This window comes from Nguyenibacter vanlangensis (genome assembly GCF_013376155.1).
Taxonomy (GTDB): Bacteria; Pseudomonadota; Alphaproteobacteria; order Acetobacterales; family Acetobacteraceae; genus Gluconacetobacter; species Gluconacetobacter vanlangensis.
The window spans coordinates 1-14,947 of the sequence record NZ_JABXXP010000004.1 but is presented as its reverse complement, the minus strand read 5'-3'; the positions used below and the strand labels follow the sequence as shown (position 1 = coordinate 14,947).

Here is a 14,947-nt window from a genome sequence, read left to right as displayed (position 1 = left end):
CCGAAGGGACAGGTGCACGACTGATCGTGTTCCCCAGCCCTCGGGGGGCACGCTCGAAGCCGGAGCCTTGTCTTGGACATTTCATATGACGTTGAGAACTTTTCTCTATTCCATCCGTTGCGCGGGATTTTGGCCCGTGCTCTAATCGGTTCATTATTGTATCGATGGAGCTGGCCGTGAATACCACCGATGAACCATTCGACATCGACCGATTTGCCGACGATATTAACCGACTTAGCGACGGATCCAGCATTACTGACTGCGTCATGCAATATCTCGAACCCCTAGGGTATAGTAACTTCGCCTATCACATCGTGATGCGGGCCTCGGTCGAGGACGTGCGACCACGGGAGACCGTCGGCCTTACTTCATACCCGACAGAATGGGTAAAACATTACATAGCCAGCGGCTTCGTCAATGATGATCCGGTCGTCGCTCGGGTTCTGGCACAACGAAAAGGCTTCGTCTGGTCTGAAGGCGTCGACCCAGCGGATATCGGAGCCCGGCAGAAAGCGCTCCTGGAGGATGCGCGAGACGCGGGCATTTTCGACGGCGTCACCGTCCCCCTTCTCTCACGAGGCGGGGAAAAGGCGGCATTCAGCCTCCTCCTGACCAATCAGGCGGCATCATCGGCGACAAACCAGCAACGGTTCAATCTGCTTCGCCTGATCGGAGAACATTTGCATGCTCGTGCGGCACGCCTGGCCCAGGAGGAACACCTCATCAGCGGGTCCAGGCGGCGCAAATCGCTGCTAACGCCGCGCGAGACAGAAATGCTGACTTGGGTTGCCCGAGGAAAATCAACCTGGGACATCGCCCAGATCGTCGGTATCGGCGAGAAATCCGTCGAATTTCACCTCGACTCAGTTCGGCTGAAATTGCAGGCCTCAAACAGGACACAGGCCGTCGTCAAGGCTATCATGATCGGCCTCATCTCGCATGGGTGATATCCCGGTTACTATGCCGACGACCTGACACCAGAGAGAGGCAGCGTATGAACCGCATGCTTACCCCCGTTCAGCTTCGGGTTGTTAAGTATCGGAAGCGCCAATAGTTGCCCGCTCGACCAGAAGCAGCGACCGGGCATTTTCGAGAGTGGTCCTTTCCCTAACTACCTGACTGACGATGCGGAATGGAAGCTGATTGCGCCTTTGCTGCCGGAGCGCAAGCGTCTGGGAAGGCCCCGATGCCTTGACCTTCGTCGCATCGTGGAGGCGATCCTCTACATCGTCACGACCGGCTATCAGTGGCGGCAGTTGCCCGTCACTTCCCGCCCTTCACGACTGTGCAGAGCTATTTCTATCAGTGGATCCGCGAAAGGCGCTGTGAAGCGATCAACCATATCCTGGTCATCCTCTCGCGTGAGCAGGACGGACGCGAGGCGACGCCGAGCGCCGGGATCATCAACAGCCAGTCGGTCAAAACCGCAGAAAACGCTGGGCCGCGCGGCTATAACGCGGGCAAGAAGGTCAAGGGGCGCAAGCGGCATATCGCGACCGACACGCTGGGCCACATCGTGGCGGCCGTCGTGCATCCCGCCGATATCCAGGACCGCGAAGGCGCACCGCTGGTCGCCAGCCGGATCAGGTTCCTGGTCCCCTGGCTGCGCCACCTGATCGGTGACGGTGGTTATACGGGCGAGAAGCTTCGAAACGCCCTGGCCGAACTCGGCCAGTGGACCATCGAGACCGTCAAGCGCTCCGATCGCCCCAAAGGTTTTGTCATCCTGCTTAAGCGCTGGATCGTCGAGAGCAGCTTCGCATGGCTCGGACGGGGCCGACGTCTCACACGGGATGTCGAGGGAGCATTTCCTCATCCGAAGCGTGGCTCATGATCGCTCATATCCGCAGGGTTCCGCGGAAAATCAATCAGGTCGTTTTTTGAGCCAGGTAGTAGGACAGTTTGCGCTATTTTTGAGTTTATTCGGAGTAGGCTCGTAGCCAGCGAGCCGAATCGCACCGAGATTGGAGGCGACCCATCCTCGCATGCCACGAGCCACGTCCGCTTCGAGGAAACGTAGGGCTGTATTCCGGCATCCGGGATGGCGGCGGAAGCCGCCGCGGCAATCACGTCACCCGATCGGCTCGCGGCTTGCAACATCATTTCAGTGTAGCACCCGGCTGAAGAACCTTACCACATCCTTATCGAACACTTGGTGAAACGCCGCCCGATCAAAGCCCGCGGCGCTTTGGCAGATCGGCAGGGGCGCCGCACAGGGGGCCAGGAAATCGAAATGGCCGGCCTCTGGCACGTCATGGAATTCCGGCAGCCGGGTCAGGTCGGCACGCACTTCATCGGCGTAGAGCGGTGCCGGCAGAACATGGTCGTCATCGGCCCGCCAGAGCTGCACCGGGATCGTGACACTCGACAAGCCCTCGCGCCCGAACGTGTAGCCCAGCGCGGGCGCCGCGACCACGATCGCCTTGATCCTGCCATCACGGTGGCCGGTCCAGATGGGCAGCGGGCCGGGATGCTGCCTGACGAGCTGGCAGTCGTAATATTCGGGATGTGCGGAGCAATGCGCGGCCACACGGGAGAAGTCCGGTTTGCCACCCGCCGCCGCGAGCACGGTAAAGCCGCCCGAGGAAAACCCGAACGCGCCGATCCGGGCTGGGTCGATGATGGTGTGCGAGGACCACGTCGACAGCATGTAGGTGATCAACCTACTCAGCGCCTTCGGGCGATCCTCGACATGGGTGGCACGGCTTTCGTCGCGCCAATTGTCACCCGGATGGGTTAGGCTGGCCACAACGAAACCGGCATTGGCCAGAGCGACTGCGGTATCAAGATGGCCGGAGAACGCGCCACCATGACCATGGGAGATCACGACCAGTGGGAGGTCATGTCCGACGGGCAGCGCGTCCGTCACCACGTCCTGTTCGTAGATGCCGAGATGCTGGTGCGTGGGATGCCCTGTCGCCGGATACCAGATGCCGACTTCCGTGCCGTCCGGCATGTGCCGGTATTGGAAGCCGACCTGCGGGGCGGGAGCGGCCAAGGCATGAACGGAATGCAGGAGAAGGAGCAGTAGGGCAAGCGATCGGGCGGGCATGACGGACCTCAGCGACGGGGAAGAACGTTCCGGGCTGTACCAGCATCTGAAGGCCCGGGAAACCGGGGATTCACTAATGGGCGAACGGGCACGCGGCTGGGCGAGCAGGTCGTATCGCGCTGGGATACCGTCTAGCCGTCAGGTTTCGAGACGTCATTGTCATATATCATAATACGATCGACATCGTCCATGATGACTGCCTCGTTTGTGGCCTTGTAGCTGCGATTACGAAGGCGCGGTGTTTTCTGGATACGTTCGGCGACTTTGGCAGCGGGCGAAAGGCCGCCCAGAACCCTCTGTCGGCGTTGGTTGTAGGCGTGGTTGAACCCACGCAGCAGGGCTTCAAGATCCGCGTGGTGCGCGACGTTGATCGGCAGGACTTCGGTCGCGACACGGCCGTTAAACCGCTCGACCATGCCATTCGTCTGGGGCGAGTAGGCCCGGGTTCGCCGCCGATCCACACCCTGATCCTGGCATGCTTTCTCAAACGCGTCCGCAGTGAAGCAAGAGCCGCGATCGGTCAGGATATGAGTTATCTTGAATGGGAAGGCGGCTTTGGCGGCCTTGAGAAAATCGACGGCATTGGCTGCATTCTCGGCATCGTAGACGGCCAGATGCACGAAGCGCGAGCAGCGATCGATCGCGACGTAGAGGAACCGTTTGCGGGCCTCTCCGTCTGCGGTCTGCAGCTTCGGCAGATGCTTCACGTCGATATGGACATAGCCCAGGTCGTAATCCCGGAAGGTGCCTTCTCCCCGCGCCGGGCGGATCTTCTCCTTCACCGGCCGACGATTGAGCCCTGCATCCTTGAGGATGCGCCAGACGCTGTCGCGGTTGAGGTGGGGCAGGAAGTGCCGCAGCACGAAGGTCAGGTCATCGAGTCCGAACTCGGTGGTACGACGCAGATGGCAAACGATCGCGCGCTCTTCCTCGGTCGCTTTCCAGGCCAGAACACGGGGCTTGCTGCTACGATCCGTGCATCCCTCCACTCCGCGCTTGCGCCATTTGCGCACCGTCTCGTCGCTGATGCCGAAGCGTCGGGCTAACACGCCGGTCGCTTCCATCGACTGCGCGATTTCTGCCCGGACGGCTGGCGTAGTGCGGGCTTGCGGGTGGATCTGGTGCATCAGCGATCACTCCAGGATTCAACGTCAAACCAGGGGGGGGTAGGCGGCAATAGCCCACGATACCTCATCCCAATGACGTCTCACAACCTGACAGCTAGTCACGGATGATCTGCCGGTCCGTGCCCGCCAGACGTGCCGCACCGCCGCGCGAAGTCCCGTCATAGATCGCCGCCAGAGCCAGAAGACGGCGGGATCGGGCCCACATGTCCTGTCTTGCGCGCCAACCCGCGCAGAACCGCCGCATCGTAGTCACCCCGTAAAATCAACGCTCTGCTCATTCAGGATACCTTTCATTCAAGTTGGCATCCTATGAATCACGATTTCACGTTTCGCGGCACCCCAACGAGCCACAACATCAGCAGGTTGGAATTACTTCAAATTGATGGAAGTTTAGGGAGTTTTGGCAAAAATAATTACGAGAGCGAAAATAGACAATAATATGAACAACGTAATGCACAAATATTTTATCGTAAGATTCCTTTCTGCGAGAGATTTATTTAAACTCTCGATATGACGTTCCTGAGATTTCGACGTCTCATGCGCTCTGAAGTAGAGCCTGAAAATATCATCCAAGTGCATATCCGGTCCTTTAAGGGGTTTATCATCTAGAAGATCACCAGCTCGGTCCTTTTTGAATGATCCGCTCCTCATTTCTACATCGTTGTAAGTCATATCAAAGCCATGCGACTGATAAAATTCATTACGCCGTTGCTTGTTGTCCGGCGTTGCTTGGGCAGATGATAGACTTCCTGGTAGCACTTTTGCTTCAGGGAATTTTGTCTTCAACCAGCGAATAACCGTGGTCATGAGCGCAGATCCGAGTCCTACGCCGGGATATTGCATACTAATTTGGCTCGTTGGTCCGAACCTGGCCGTGGAGTTTTCCACGTCTACGACTACTTGAATGGAGTTTTGAAACATTTGAAACTTATCAAGTTTCTCTGCCATCCAGTAAGAAGTTTCGGTCCAGATCAATCTTGCTTCCGCTCGGTAAAATCGAAACTGACCCAGTTGATTTTCTCGTTCTCGTATTTCGAATACGCCCTGCTGCCCGAAGGAGTCTATCTGCAAGCGTAGGAACCAGACAGGCGGATACGGTAACTTCTCAAAAATTTTCTCCGCATCTTTGCATCTCATTGAAAGTCGTTCCACTATGTTTGACCTTTATACGAATTCCACTTTGTGCGAACCCATAGGTAAGATGGGCCCGCTTCAGCATCATGCCCGGATATCCGTGTTTCGAGTGAAAACCGATATGGGTTCGAACGAAGAGAGCTTAGTATTAATATATCAATATGAATCCAGTAATTAACAATTTCATCAAAAAGCATAGCCCCAGCGTCTCATGTGAAATGTAAGAAATTGCCCGCTCAAGCACCCGCCCGAACGCTGAACCACCAGAATCAGAAACAGCCGTCTCCGTCCTGACGGACAGAAAAGTTCAGAGAGCGGAGGGAATCCGCTACCATTTTCTCTAGTTTACGGGACGCATGGGCCAATTATTCGGGACTAGACCTCGACCGGACGCATGTGTCCACCGCTCCCGTGTTGCTGCCACGTAACGTGAATCGTCCGCGAAATAGGCGTGCTCGATGAGAATAACTTGAAGGTCGGGACGGCGGGCAGCTTCGGCGAACAGGAAGTCAACGTGGCGCCGCATGGCTGTGATATCCTCATCTTCTTCTTCGTCCTCCGACGATTCGATTGTCCTTTCGTCATGTTGCTCTTCTCCTTTTGCAGGAAAATAAGGCCGGCTAATCTGATCGAACACCAGCACGCCTGGGACTGGTGAGCCGACTTCACCTAGGAAATGCTGGAGGGCGAAAGAAAGTGCAATGTGGATGGCGAGATAATTCTGGTCCGAGCCGACATCGGTCATCTGTAGCACAACGCTGCTGTCTGCCTCGACCACTGCGATCTCTGGTTCGGATGATGAGAAGTCAAGCTCGGAGCCCACACACGGTTCGATGGTTGGCAAGTTCGAGAAGGCTTCGGTGGCATATTGCGAGATTTTTCGCTCTGCGCGACGCAGCCTGACGATCCTAGCGTCGCGGTCAACCAAACCTTCAAGCTCACGAATTTGCGATTTCAGAATACTAAGGTCCCTCCCTCCGGGCCGACGTTCATCATTCATCGTTTCGATGAAAAATGACACTCGTCCCAAGAGGTGAGCGCGCAGATGAGCAAGACTAGCGAACGTTCTGGCATCTTCCGACTGGCGCAGCCATGTTCGGATATTATCGTCAACGCGCTTGATCTCGTCATTAATGGTGATGCGCTTGCTTTGAAGCGTTCCATCATAATCGATCAGCCGTGGCTTCACGCGCTCCACCGCCGCACTTTCGCCGCTCACTTTCGAGAGAGTCTCTCGCAGGGCCTCGACGGCACTAACGCCTGCCTCAGACGGTTGATCACAAACGGGGCAAATGTGGCCAACGGCGTCGAGCTTGAGATGGGAGACTAACATCAGTTTCTCACGCTGCTTGCGGACTGTACCCTCGAACCCAGAAACTTCCTCGATGACAGTTTGCGTAGCAGCAGCCTGGCGCCTGACCTCGCCAAGATCGACCAGCAAAGCCTTTCGCTGCCGGTGAAGCTCGGCGAGTTGGCCTTCACTGGGAACGACCTTCGCCTTGACCGGATCTTGGCCCAACGAATTCAGCCTATCCAGCAACACGGCATCGGACGTGCCTGCCGGAACAGAATCAGTCATCTCCAAGCGCTCGGCCTCAGCCAGCAGACTGAACGCGCGTTCACGAAACACACTGGCTGCCGTCGCACGTGTGCGTGCGCGACGCTCTTCGAGCTCCAGCATTCGTTGCAACTGCCGCAAGCGGCGCTCATTCAATGCACTCGCTTCGTCAGTGGCTCGAAGGAAATAAGGCATCGTTGCGATAATGTCGGGTGCTTCGTCGGCCTGCTCGAGACCGTGGAGCAGCACTTGCTCGCTATAAATCACTTCCTTGGTGACGAACATATAGGGGGTAACATGGCGAACGGTGGCGCGCCCACGGGTCTTACCCCAAGCATCGGCCTCGCCGGGTAGATCGCCGATACCGAAAGCACGCTCCAAGAACGCCTTAGCAGCGTTAAGAGTGGTTGGTCCCTCGAACTCCTCGATAGTGGTTGGCGACGGCAGATTGCGCCCCGAGCTGGCAAACATGTGATAGCTTGTACCCTTCCCCATCTCGGGGATAAGGCGGCCAACGATCATCTCGTCTTCGCCGGCGACCCATTTGACACCGACAGCTATGCTGCGCTTGCGTACATATGCGGGCAATTCGCACCGGCTCGATCCCAAACAATAATCGATAGCCTTGATCAGGGCTGATTTGCCGGTGCCGGATGCACCGGTAATAATGTTGACACCCGGTTCAAAATTAACCGGACGTTGCCGGCCATCAAGACCGAGAAAAAAAATTGAGGCAATATTCCAGCGCTTCAAGAGGTGAGTCCTAGCATATCATAGATTGTCTTTGTCGATCCGGCCGTAGCACACCAGTAGCCGAGACGGTCGGCGTAGCGCACCACTTGCGCAAGCTCGCTCGAGAGACCAAAGGTCAGGTCCTTCTTCAACATACGTGTACCAACGGTGAGACGAGCCCCCTTAGTCAGCTGTACCGTATGCGAAAAGCAACCAAATCGGACGGCCCCTGACACAAAATCCATCGAATTGTTTAAGCGTTCAGCTAGGTTGATCTGGATTTGCGGACTGCGTTCAAGCCATTCTTGGAGACCGGTCTTGCGGTTTGTATGGTCAAAGGCAGACTCAAGATCGCCTGAGATCGCGAGTGGCAATGCCAAATAGGCAACCGGCAATTCCGGACCTTTAGCGTTTGCCCCAGCAAAGCCGCGCACGAAGGAGACAAGCAAATAAGCGCCGAACGCCGGATTCGTCTCGGCATAGAGGTCATACGCGATCATGACGACTTATCGGCCAGAAGTGTCGCATAATCGGGGTGCCACCCCACCTCTTGGTCAATCGCCAGCACCTGATAGCTACCACGAACATAATATGGAGCTTCGAATCCAGGAACGATTGGCCTGACTGTCGTCGGCGCATCGTTGTGCGCCCATCTCAAAAGCCCTAGGCCCTTGCTGCGCTTTTCCGCGTCCTCCAGATCCTCGCATGACTCGACAATTTCCGCGTGCCGATCAGACCAATATTCCTTTAGAATGTGGTCATATGTGGCAATTATAGCTGCCATATTCGGTCGATCGTTCACCCATTTTGAGCGCTGCTGGCGAGCCCTCCATTCTTCACGAATAGCCTTGGTAAGATCATGGCTTTTCCCATCGACGAGGTTGATCTGCCGTGTAAGCATACCGTCCGGCTGATAATCGCTTGGATGGGCTATTGTCTCGAAATCTGCAGCAAGTCTGTCATGCTCAATATCGCCGATAAGTTCCGTGATGTACTCTTGTAGTTCACCGCGCGAAATGAATTGAGGTCTTTTCTTGCAAAGAGAATATACGACCTGCCGATCCCACCATTCGATTAGGCGCCGCGCTACGCTTGCGCGATCTTCCGGCTTGATCAACGTGAGCATCTGCGCGATTGCACCTTCCATCTGATCGATCGGCATGGTCCCGGGTTGGATTCGGGTCTGACGCATGAGATTCAGCCTGCCATCCGGCGTCAGCTTCAGGAAGGCTTCGCAACCTGCCGCCCGGTCAGCGTACGGCAGCGGCTTCTTCGCCTGAGCTGCCGCCTCCCGCTCCGCCACCACGCGCTCTGCTTCCTGGACAAGTGCCGCGACAAGCGGCTTTCGATCGGCTCCTGGCGTCCCAAGAGTCTCCAGAATGTTCCCTCTGGTGATGGGGGCTACTGTCACAAGGTGAAACAGAGTCTCCGATAGTGTCAGGCCCGGAAGAACGTCGATCCAAGCCTTGAGTGTCTGCCAAAGCCCTTTCGATCTAATGGTCATCGCGGTTGGGGTAGTTTTCAGCGAATGTTTGAGCTGGAAGAGGAGACACTGCCCATTACCTTTCAGCTCGACGTCATCCGCGCTCTCGATAGCGACGGCACCGTCATCGCCGGTCAAACTGACGAGCGTCCTTAATGCAAAGAACGACTGATAATAAAAGCCAAGGGCTGCTGGCGCAGCTGCATGACGCCTATCGTCTGCCATCGAATTCCAAGCCCAATTTCATTCCACCATACACATACGGCCATTCAAGACAATACGTAACCTTCTGTCATATTTTCTCATCGGCATGGGTGTCCATTCCTCCCTTGAATTGGAGGCAAAGCATCCAGAAGAAACTCAAGCATCATGTGTCGTAGACATCCGCCCAAGACAGCAGAACAATCGGCGGAACAATCGGCGGAACACTCTGTCGATCTGTGACAATATAGTGCTTTATGCCATGCCCGCCGAGATCAGTCGAGTTCGAGCCGGTCGTTTCCCCTGGCTGCAATAGACGCGCTGTCCATGCAGGCTCGGCTCCAATCCAGCCGGTCGACTTGATGTAGACGGATCAGTAACTCCCGCTTGAAGTAAACCCTGTCCTGATGACCGGTGGTGGCTGATTTTAAGTTGGAAGGTCTGACTCTCCTGAATCTCTCTGTTCAGGCGACCAGCAGGTCGTGTTTAGTCCCAGGGTTTGACGACAGCACCAGATATCTCCAACTTAACCTGTGGTCCCATTTCCGGGCCATTTCAGTATGCCCGATCACAATGACGTCTCTTTCAATCTATCCAATCCAAAGATACCTTTCAAAATCATGCGATTGAACTCTTGCTTTCCGACGTTTCCAATGCGACACCTGCCGTGCGGTTTGCGTACTTTCGCATCGTCACACTCCGGCAGACATACTCAGACAGTAGGCGCGGCGCAGTTTTATTTATCTCAGGGGCATGCCGTGCGTGTTCGCAGAAAAAGTTTTCTCATCCTTACCCTGGCGGTTTTCGGAGGCTGCGTGCCGCCCGATTTCAACCGCCCCGGCCCCCTACGTGCCTCGGCGGTCTACGATGCGTTGTTCCCCGACTGGGCCGAACTCTGTGCCGTGTCGCAGATTTCGAAGAATCCCGGCAATGGCGCCGACACCTCCGGCGGACCGGGCGGACATGCGGTGATGTATCTTCAGGGGGCCTGCCTGGACACACGCTCTCCCTACCCCGTGCTGCGCGCCTGTCGCGGGGATGGCACGGGCATCAGCATGAACGCGCATTTCGTCAACGCCAACTGGGTCGGTATCCCGGGGCGCGCGTTTTTTTTCGACGGGATCTTGCGTCCCGGCGAGGGCCTGACACCAGCGGCGTATCAGGCCACGAAAGCTGAAGGGCAACGCCGGGGCCTATATAGCGCAATTGCCTTTCGTGACTGGGCTGTGCGCGATCGTCCGACGGGCACGCCACGCGAAGACTGGAAATACGAGGTGTCGATCGGCACCGATTATGCCGTGTCCTATGCTCGCGCCCGGTATTGTACCCGCGTGCCGATGACACAGGCGCAGATGCAGCGCGTGATCGATTTTCTCAACAGCCGAAACGCGCTTTATCGTAATGGGCCGAGGACGTTCGAGACCAATGTGTTTCAGGACAACTGCAACCACCTGACGCACAACGCGCTCGCCGCCGCCGACATCTGGCGCGACTGGCCGGTGGACCAATTCGTTCTCGCCGCGGCCTTCAGTTTTCCCGTGCCGAAGAACGAGGTCGTCAATCTTCTGGACCGGATCGCCAAACATAATCCCGCTGACCTGCGCGCGCTCTATCGCGATCCGCTGACGCGCCGGACGCTGTTGCGTGACGGCTGGTTGCCGGGTGAGCCGGGCGTCACTCTCGATTCCAATCCGGTCCGCGCGCCCAATGCGCTCTACAACACGAACCTGTCGTTGATTTTCTATGACGATCCGGTTCTCGGCCATTATCACAAGGCATTTCGCAGCTATCTCGACCAGCCACGCTATCACGATCTGCGCGCGAACCTGTTGTGGTATCGTGCGCTCTACCAGCGGATCGAGGGAGAGAAGAAACCCCGCGGGTGGTGGCTGGCGCGCGAGCCGGCGGATTTCGCGGCCTTCTATGACGCATATTATGCGTGGCTGGACCGGGAACAGGCATTGGTGGAGGCCGGTCTTACGCAACTCGACGCCGAGCGTGACGCCAACGCATCAAGCCCAGCACTGTCCGGAACGCCGCAAGGGGCGCCTGCACCCGCACGCGTCCCGTGAGATCCCCCGCCAGAAGGGCGATGACACCGTCGCGCATCCGCAGGATGTTCTTCGGATTGAGAAACAGCATACGTTGAACGGGATCGTTGATGCCATAAATCATCCACGACACTCGGCGCATTTCAGCGCGCGTACGCCGTTCCTCACGCGTAGCCGCCCGACGGCCGGCTTTGGGGTCGCGCAACCATGCCCGGGCGACGCGCGCGCCGCGATAGGCGCTCCGGGTGGCGAGCAGCACACCCGACGAAAAGACAGGATCGAGGAAAGCATAGGCATCGCCGATCATGTAATATCCCTCCCCCCAGTTGCGATCGGCGCAATAGGAATAATTCCCGGTGGTCGTGAGGTCACCGAGCAGTTCGGCGGAGGCCAATCGCGCGGAGACGCTTGGGCTCTGCGCGGCCTTCACCCAGAACAGGTCGGTCTTCTGCCCGCTTTGGGACTGAAAGGCGTTCCGGTTGCCCACGAAGCCGACGCTCATGACATTGTCGCGCAGCGGGATCATCCAGAACCAGCCATCCTCGACCAGGTGGATCGAGATATATCCCTCCATCTCCGTCTCGCGCTGTTGGACGCCGCGGAAATGCGCGAAGATCGCCGCCGTCGAGTTATTCTTGTCGGCGTGGCGCGTGTGCAGGCGATGGGCGAGAAACCCGTCGCGCCCGGAAGCATCGAGCACGAAGCGCGGCGCGAAATGATGCTCCTGCTTCTCGCTGTCCACGGCGGTGACGCGGGCCGGCTTCCCGGGCGTGAACTCAGCCTGCGTGACGCGCAGACCTTCATGCGTTGTAACGCCATGGGCCTGCGCGTTGCGGAACAGGATTTCGTCGAATTCGGACCGCCGCACCTGATAGGCGTGATCGTCCTTCGCGCCGATGGCAAAGCGGAACGGAAAAGCAACACGCCCTTCCCCCTGGTCGGAGACGAACTCCGCCCCGGGTTTGAAGACCCCGATCTCCTGAACTTTTTCAAGTACACCGAGATCGCGCAGGATCGGCAGGTTGCATGGCAGCAACGATTCACCAATGTGAAAGCGCGGATGCGGGTCTTTCTCCAGCATGATGACCGACCGCCCCCCGCGCGCCAGAAGGGTCGCCGCCGTGCTGCCCGCCGGGCCGCCGCCAATGACGAGAACATCGCATGTTTTCATGAGATTTTTCTCGATGCTCACACCATTCCTCCGTTGACCCCGATCGTCTGGCCGGAGATATAGGCCGCCCGGTCCGATGCCACGAACGCGACCAGATCCGCAACCTCATCCGGCCGGCCGAGCCGCTTGGCCGGCACGATCGCGCTAATATCGTTGGCCGTGAACCCGACTGTCGCGGGCGTGTCGATGATGCCCGGCGCGATCGCGTTGACCGTGATACCCCGGCTGCCGACCTCGCGCGCAAGCGACCTCACCGCCCCTTCAAGGCCCGCTTTGGCGGCGGCGTAGTTCACCTGCCCCCGGTTACCGAGCCGCGCGCTGACCGACGAAAGAGCGATGATCCGCCCCCAGCGCGTGCGCGTCATCGGCAGCAGCAGCGGCTGCACGACGTTAAAAAACCCATCGAGCGAGACGGCGAGAACGCCGCGCCACTGCGCTTCAGTCATGCCGGCCATCGTCACGTCGTCATGCGTACCGGCATTGTGGACGATGACCTGCGGCACGCCTCCGGCCAGCAGGGCGGCCAGCGCATCCCGTGTTGCCGCCGCATCGGCGATATCACAGCACCATATCTCAGCAGAACCGCCGCCTTCGCGAATCGCGGCGGCGACCTGCTCAGCCTGCGGCATCGAGCGGTTGGCATGCACGATCACATGCAGACCGTCCGCGGCCAGCCGGCGGCAAATCGCAGCACCGATCGGGCTCGCACCGCCCGTAACCAGCGCGCGCTTCATCACGAGGCGGCGGCCGGGCGGAACATCACGATGCCGCGCCCCGATACCAGAGGCTCATCATCGCGCGCGCGCACGACAAAGCCATAGATCATGCCCGCCGGGTCCATCTGTTCGCGCGCCACGTCGATGCTCAGCTCTCCGTATTCGGAACGATCGAGACGGTCGCAGTGGAATTCGAGATCCCGCAACGCCGCGAGATAGCCCGCAGCGCGCCGAACCTGCCCGTCACCCGCAAGTGTCGCGTGCAGCGCGGCAGCTTGCATCGCCATTTCGGCGCCCACCAGCGGATCGACCCTATCGCCGAAACGCAGGGGGTTGTCGGAGCGCAGATGGGCCATGGTATGGGCGCGCAACGCCGTCGCCGTCCTGCGCGTGCAGGAATCGATAAGACAGCTTGTCCCCTGATGTGGGATATAGTGCAAAATTTCGTCGCGCCCGATCATGTCACCTCTATCGTCAGATGGCCAGGCAGGCAGGGTATCCGTACTGGCGGCCGCGCGCCCGTTTCACGGCGCGCGATGGCAGCCAATAGAGGAAGCGATGAAGCCGCGGGATTGCCGTCGATCAGGGTGCTGCCCGGCTGCTCCCCGGCTTTTGCCGGTCCGATCGGCCCCGCCTGATATGAGAGGTCGAGCATGACACCTGCACGGGGCGTGCCACCGGGGACGAGCATCAGCGCGCAGCCGAATGCGTCGCGTGTGACGCGGGCAGTGCCGATCGGCCCGGGGATGGGCAGGTCATAGGCCACCAGCAGCACCGGGGCGTCCTCGACCACGCATTCCGCCGCAGCCTTCAGCAGCCCCTGCCCGAACGACCAGTCGAAACAGCCTAGCGCCACCGCTGGGGCAAGCGAAGCATGGCCGATCGTCCAGTATCCTGCGGCGGTGTTGTGGACGGAATTGTGGAATCGCGTAGGCGACACGTCACCCCCCGGCGTGGTCAAAGCGCGCAGGATATCGTCGAGCACCGCGCCGTCGCCATTGGAACTGGCAAACACGCCGCGCACCTCGGCTGGCGCAAGTCCGGCCTGCGTGCATGCATCTTCGGCCAGCGCCAGCGCGAGACGAGTTACCGCACCGGCGCGGCGGCGCTCGTTGGCCGGCAGGCTGGCGGGTGGTGGCGGCTGGACCGGGGCGGCTACCCAGGGGGCCTCGCCGCGCAAGACCCGAGCCGCCTGCGCCCAACCCGACAATCCCGGTCCCCAGACGGACACACCGCGCACCGCCACCCGCATCACGCCGCTCCGAATACGAGGCTGCAATTGGTACCGCCAAATCCGAACGCGTTGCTCATAATCGCGCGCGGCGTAGCGGCGCGATTGCCGGTCAGGACATGACTGCGGAACATGGGGTCGACAATCTCCACCCCCAGACATCCGGCCAGGAACCCATCGCGCATCATCAGCACGGAGAATAGCGCCTCGACGATGCCCGAGGCACCCAGCGTATGCCCGGTCCAACCCTTTGTCGACGCGCAGGGCACGGCGTCGCCGAAGACGGCATGCACTGCCCGATCCTCCATTGCATCGTTGGCGATCGTGCCGGTGCCATGCAGGTTGACGTAATCAATCTCCGAGGGATCGAGCCCGGCGTGGCGCAGGGCCTCGACCATGGCGCGAGTTGCGCCGCGCGCCTCGGGGTCTGGGGTCGACATGTGGTGGCCGTCGCTGCTGACGCCGTAGCCGAGCCAGCGCGCCATGGCCCG

At 59.0% G+C, this 14,947-nt stretch carries 12 protein-coding genes and 3 pseudogenes; 3 read left to right on the top strand and 12 right to left on the bottom strand.

Features of this window, described 5'->3' with window-relative positions; all coding sequences use genetic code 11:
- Positions 1 to 176: 176 nt before the first annotated feature.
- Positions 177 to 947 carry an autoinducer binding domain-containing protein gene (locus tag HUK84_RS01135; RefSeq protein WP_176638563.1) on the top strand — a complete coding sequence of 257 codons (771 nt, stop codon included), beginning with the start codon at positions 177 to 179 and terminating at the stop codon, positions 945 to 947.
- A 138-nt stretch (positions 948 to 1,085) separates the two neighbouring features.
- Positions 1,086 to 1,884 (top strand): annotated as a pseudogene (locus HUK84_RS01130) (IS5 family transposase).
- A 220-nt stretch (positions 1,885 to 2,104) separates the two neighbouring features.
- On the opposite strand, the gene HUK84_RS01125 reads toward HUK84_RS01130, so the two are convergent.
- From HUK84_RS01125 to HUK84_RS01095, 7 genes and pseudogenes are all read right to left on the bottom strand, one after another.
- Complete coding sequence (locus HUK84_RS01125) at positions 2,105 to 3,052, bottom strand: alpha/beta hydrolase family protein (RefSeq protein ID WP_176638562.1); 948 nt, start codon at positions 3,050 to 3,052, stop codon at positions 2,105 to 2,107.
- A gap of 131 nt (positions 3,053 to 3,183) precedes the next feature.
- The gene (locus HUK84_RS01120) at positions 3,184 to 4,179 is read right to left on the bottom strand and encodes an IS481 family transposase (protein ID WP_176638561.1); all 996 of its coding nucleotides are present in this window, start codon (positions 4,177 to 4,179) and stop codon (positions 3,184 to 3,186) included.
- 97 nt (positions 4,180 to 4,276) lie between these two features.
- Positions 4,277 to 4,457 (bottom strand): annotated as a pseudogene (locus HUK84_RS01115) (IS630 family transposase); the annotation flags it as partial.
- A gap of 112 nt (positions 4,458 to 4,569) precedes the next feature.
- Positions 4,570 to 5,331 (bottom strand): hypothetical protein, encoded by a 762-nt coding sequence (locus tag HUK84_RS01110; RefSeq protein WP_176638560.1) that lies wholly within the window; start codon positions 5,329 to 5,331, stop codon positions 4,570 to 4,572.
- A 322-nt stretch (positions 5,332 to 5,653) separates the two neighbouring features.
- Complete coding sequence (locus tag HUK84_RS01105; RefSeq protein ID WP_176638559.1) at positions 5,654 to 7,624, bottom strand: DUF3732 domain-containing protein; 1,971 nt, start codon at positions 7,622 to 7,624, stop codon at positions 5,654 to 5,656.
- On the bottom strand, positions 7,621 to 8,103 hold the full coding sequence (locus tag HUK84_RS01100) for a three component ABC system middle component (protein ID WP_176638558.1): 483 nt from the start codon (positions 8,101 to 8,103) through the stop codon (positions 7,621 to 7,623). The genes HUK84_RS01105 and HUK84_RS01100 overlap by 4 nt, the downstream gene beginning before the upstream one ends.
- The gene (locus HUK84_RS01095; protein WP_218064125.1) at positions 8,100 to 9,224 is read right to left on the bottom strand and encodes an ABC-three component system protein; all 1,125 of its coding nucleotides are present in this window, start codon (positions 9,222 to 9,224) and stop codon (positions 8,100 to 8,102) included. Before HUK84_RS01095 ends, HUK84_RS01100 begins: the two co-directional genes overlap by 4 nt.
- A gap of 623 nt (positions 9,225 to 9,847) precedes the next feature.
- Here HUK84_RS01095 and HUK84_RS01090 point away from each other — a divergent pair.
- Positions 9,848 to 11,359, top strand: a complete 1,512-nt coding sequence (locus HUK84_RS01090) for a hypothetical protein (protein ID WP_218064124.1) — start codon at positions 9,848 to 9,850, stop codon at positions 11,357 to 11,359.
- Here the strand turns inward: HUK84_RS01090 and HUK84_RS01085 are convergent.
- The 5 genes and pseudogenes from HUK84_RS01085 to HUK84_RS01065 all read right to left on the bottom strand — a co-directional run.
- Positions 11,265 to 12,509, bottom strand: a complete 1,245-nt coding sequence (locus HUK84_RS01085) for a tryptophan 7-halogenase (RefSeq protein WP_176638555.1) — start codon at positions 12,507 to 12,509, stop codon at positions 11,265 to 11,267. The two genes, HUK84_RS01090 and HUK84_RS01085, sit on opposite strands and share 95 nt — an antisense overlap.
- A 17-nt stretch (positions 12,510 to 12,526) precedes the next feature.
- The gene (gene fabG / locus HUK84_RS01080; RefSeq protein ID WP_176638554.1) at positions 12,527 to 13,243 is read right to left on the bottom strand and encodes a 3-oxoacyl-ACP reductase FabG; all 717 of its coding nucleotides are present in this window, start codon (positions 13,241 to 13,243) and stop codon (positions 12,527 to 12,529) included.
- Entirely contained in the window at positions 13,243 to 13,686 is a 444-nt protein-coding gene (locus tag HUK84_RS01075) for a phosphotransferase (protein WP_176638553.1), read from the bottom strand. The genes fabG and HUK84_RS01075 overlap by 1 nt, the downstream gene beginning before the upstream one ends.
- Positions 13,683 to 14,477, bottom strand: coding sequence for a beta-ketoacyl synthase chain length factor (locus HUK84_RS01070; RefSeq protein ID WP_176638588.1), 795 nt, complete (start codon positions 14,475 to 14,477; stop codon positions 13,683 to 13,685). The genes HUK84_RS01075 and HUK84_RS01070 overlap by 4 nt, the downstream gene beginning before the upstream one ends.
- Positions 14,477 to 14,947: pseudogene (locus HUK84_RS01065) on the bottom strand (beta-ketoacyl-[acyl-carrier-protein] synthase II); the annotation flags it as partial. The gene HUK84_RS01070 and the pseudogene HUK84_RS01065, both read right to left, overlap by 1 nt.

Excerpts from the sequence above, each read along its gene's own strand:
- HUK84_RS01125 (WP_176638562.1), bottom strand. The coding sequence starts at position 3,052 with ATGCCCGCCCGATCGCTTGCCCTACTGCTCCTTCTCCTGCATTCCGTT.
- HUK84_RS01120 (WP_176638561.1), bottom strand. The coding sequence starts at position 4,179 with ATGCACCAGATCCACCCGCAAGCCCGCACTACGCCAGCCGTCCGGGCA.
- HUK84_RS01100 (WP_176638558.1), bottom strand. The coding sequence starts at position 8,103 with ATGATCGCGTATGACCTCTATGCCGAGACGAATCCGGCGTTCGGCGCT.
- HUK84_RS01090 (WP_218064124.1), top strand. The coding sequence starts at position 9,848 with ATGCCCGATCACAATGACGTCTCTTTCAATCTATCCAATCCAAAGATA.
- HUK84_RS01085 (WP_176638555.1), bottom strand. The coding sequence starts at position 12,509 with ATGAAAACATGCGATGTTCTCGTCATTGGCGGCGGCCCGGCGGGCAGC.
- fabG (WP_176638554.1), bottom strand. The coding sequence starts at position 13,243 with ATGAAGCGCGCGCTGGTTACGGGCGGTGCGAGCCCGATCGGTGCTGCG.
- HUK84_RS01075 (WP_176638553.1), bottom strand. The coding sequence starts at position 13,686 with ATGATCGGGCGCGACGAAATTTTGCACTATATCCCACATCAGGGGACA.
- HUK84_RS01070 (WP_176638588.1), bottom strand. The coding sequence starts at position 14,477 with ATGCGGGTGGCGGTGCGCGGTGTGTCCGTCTGGGGACCGGGATTGTCG.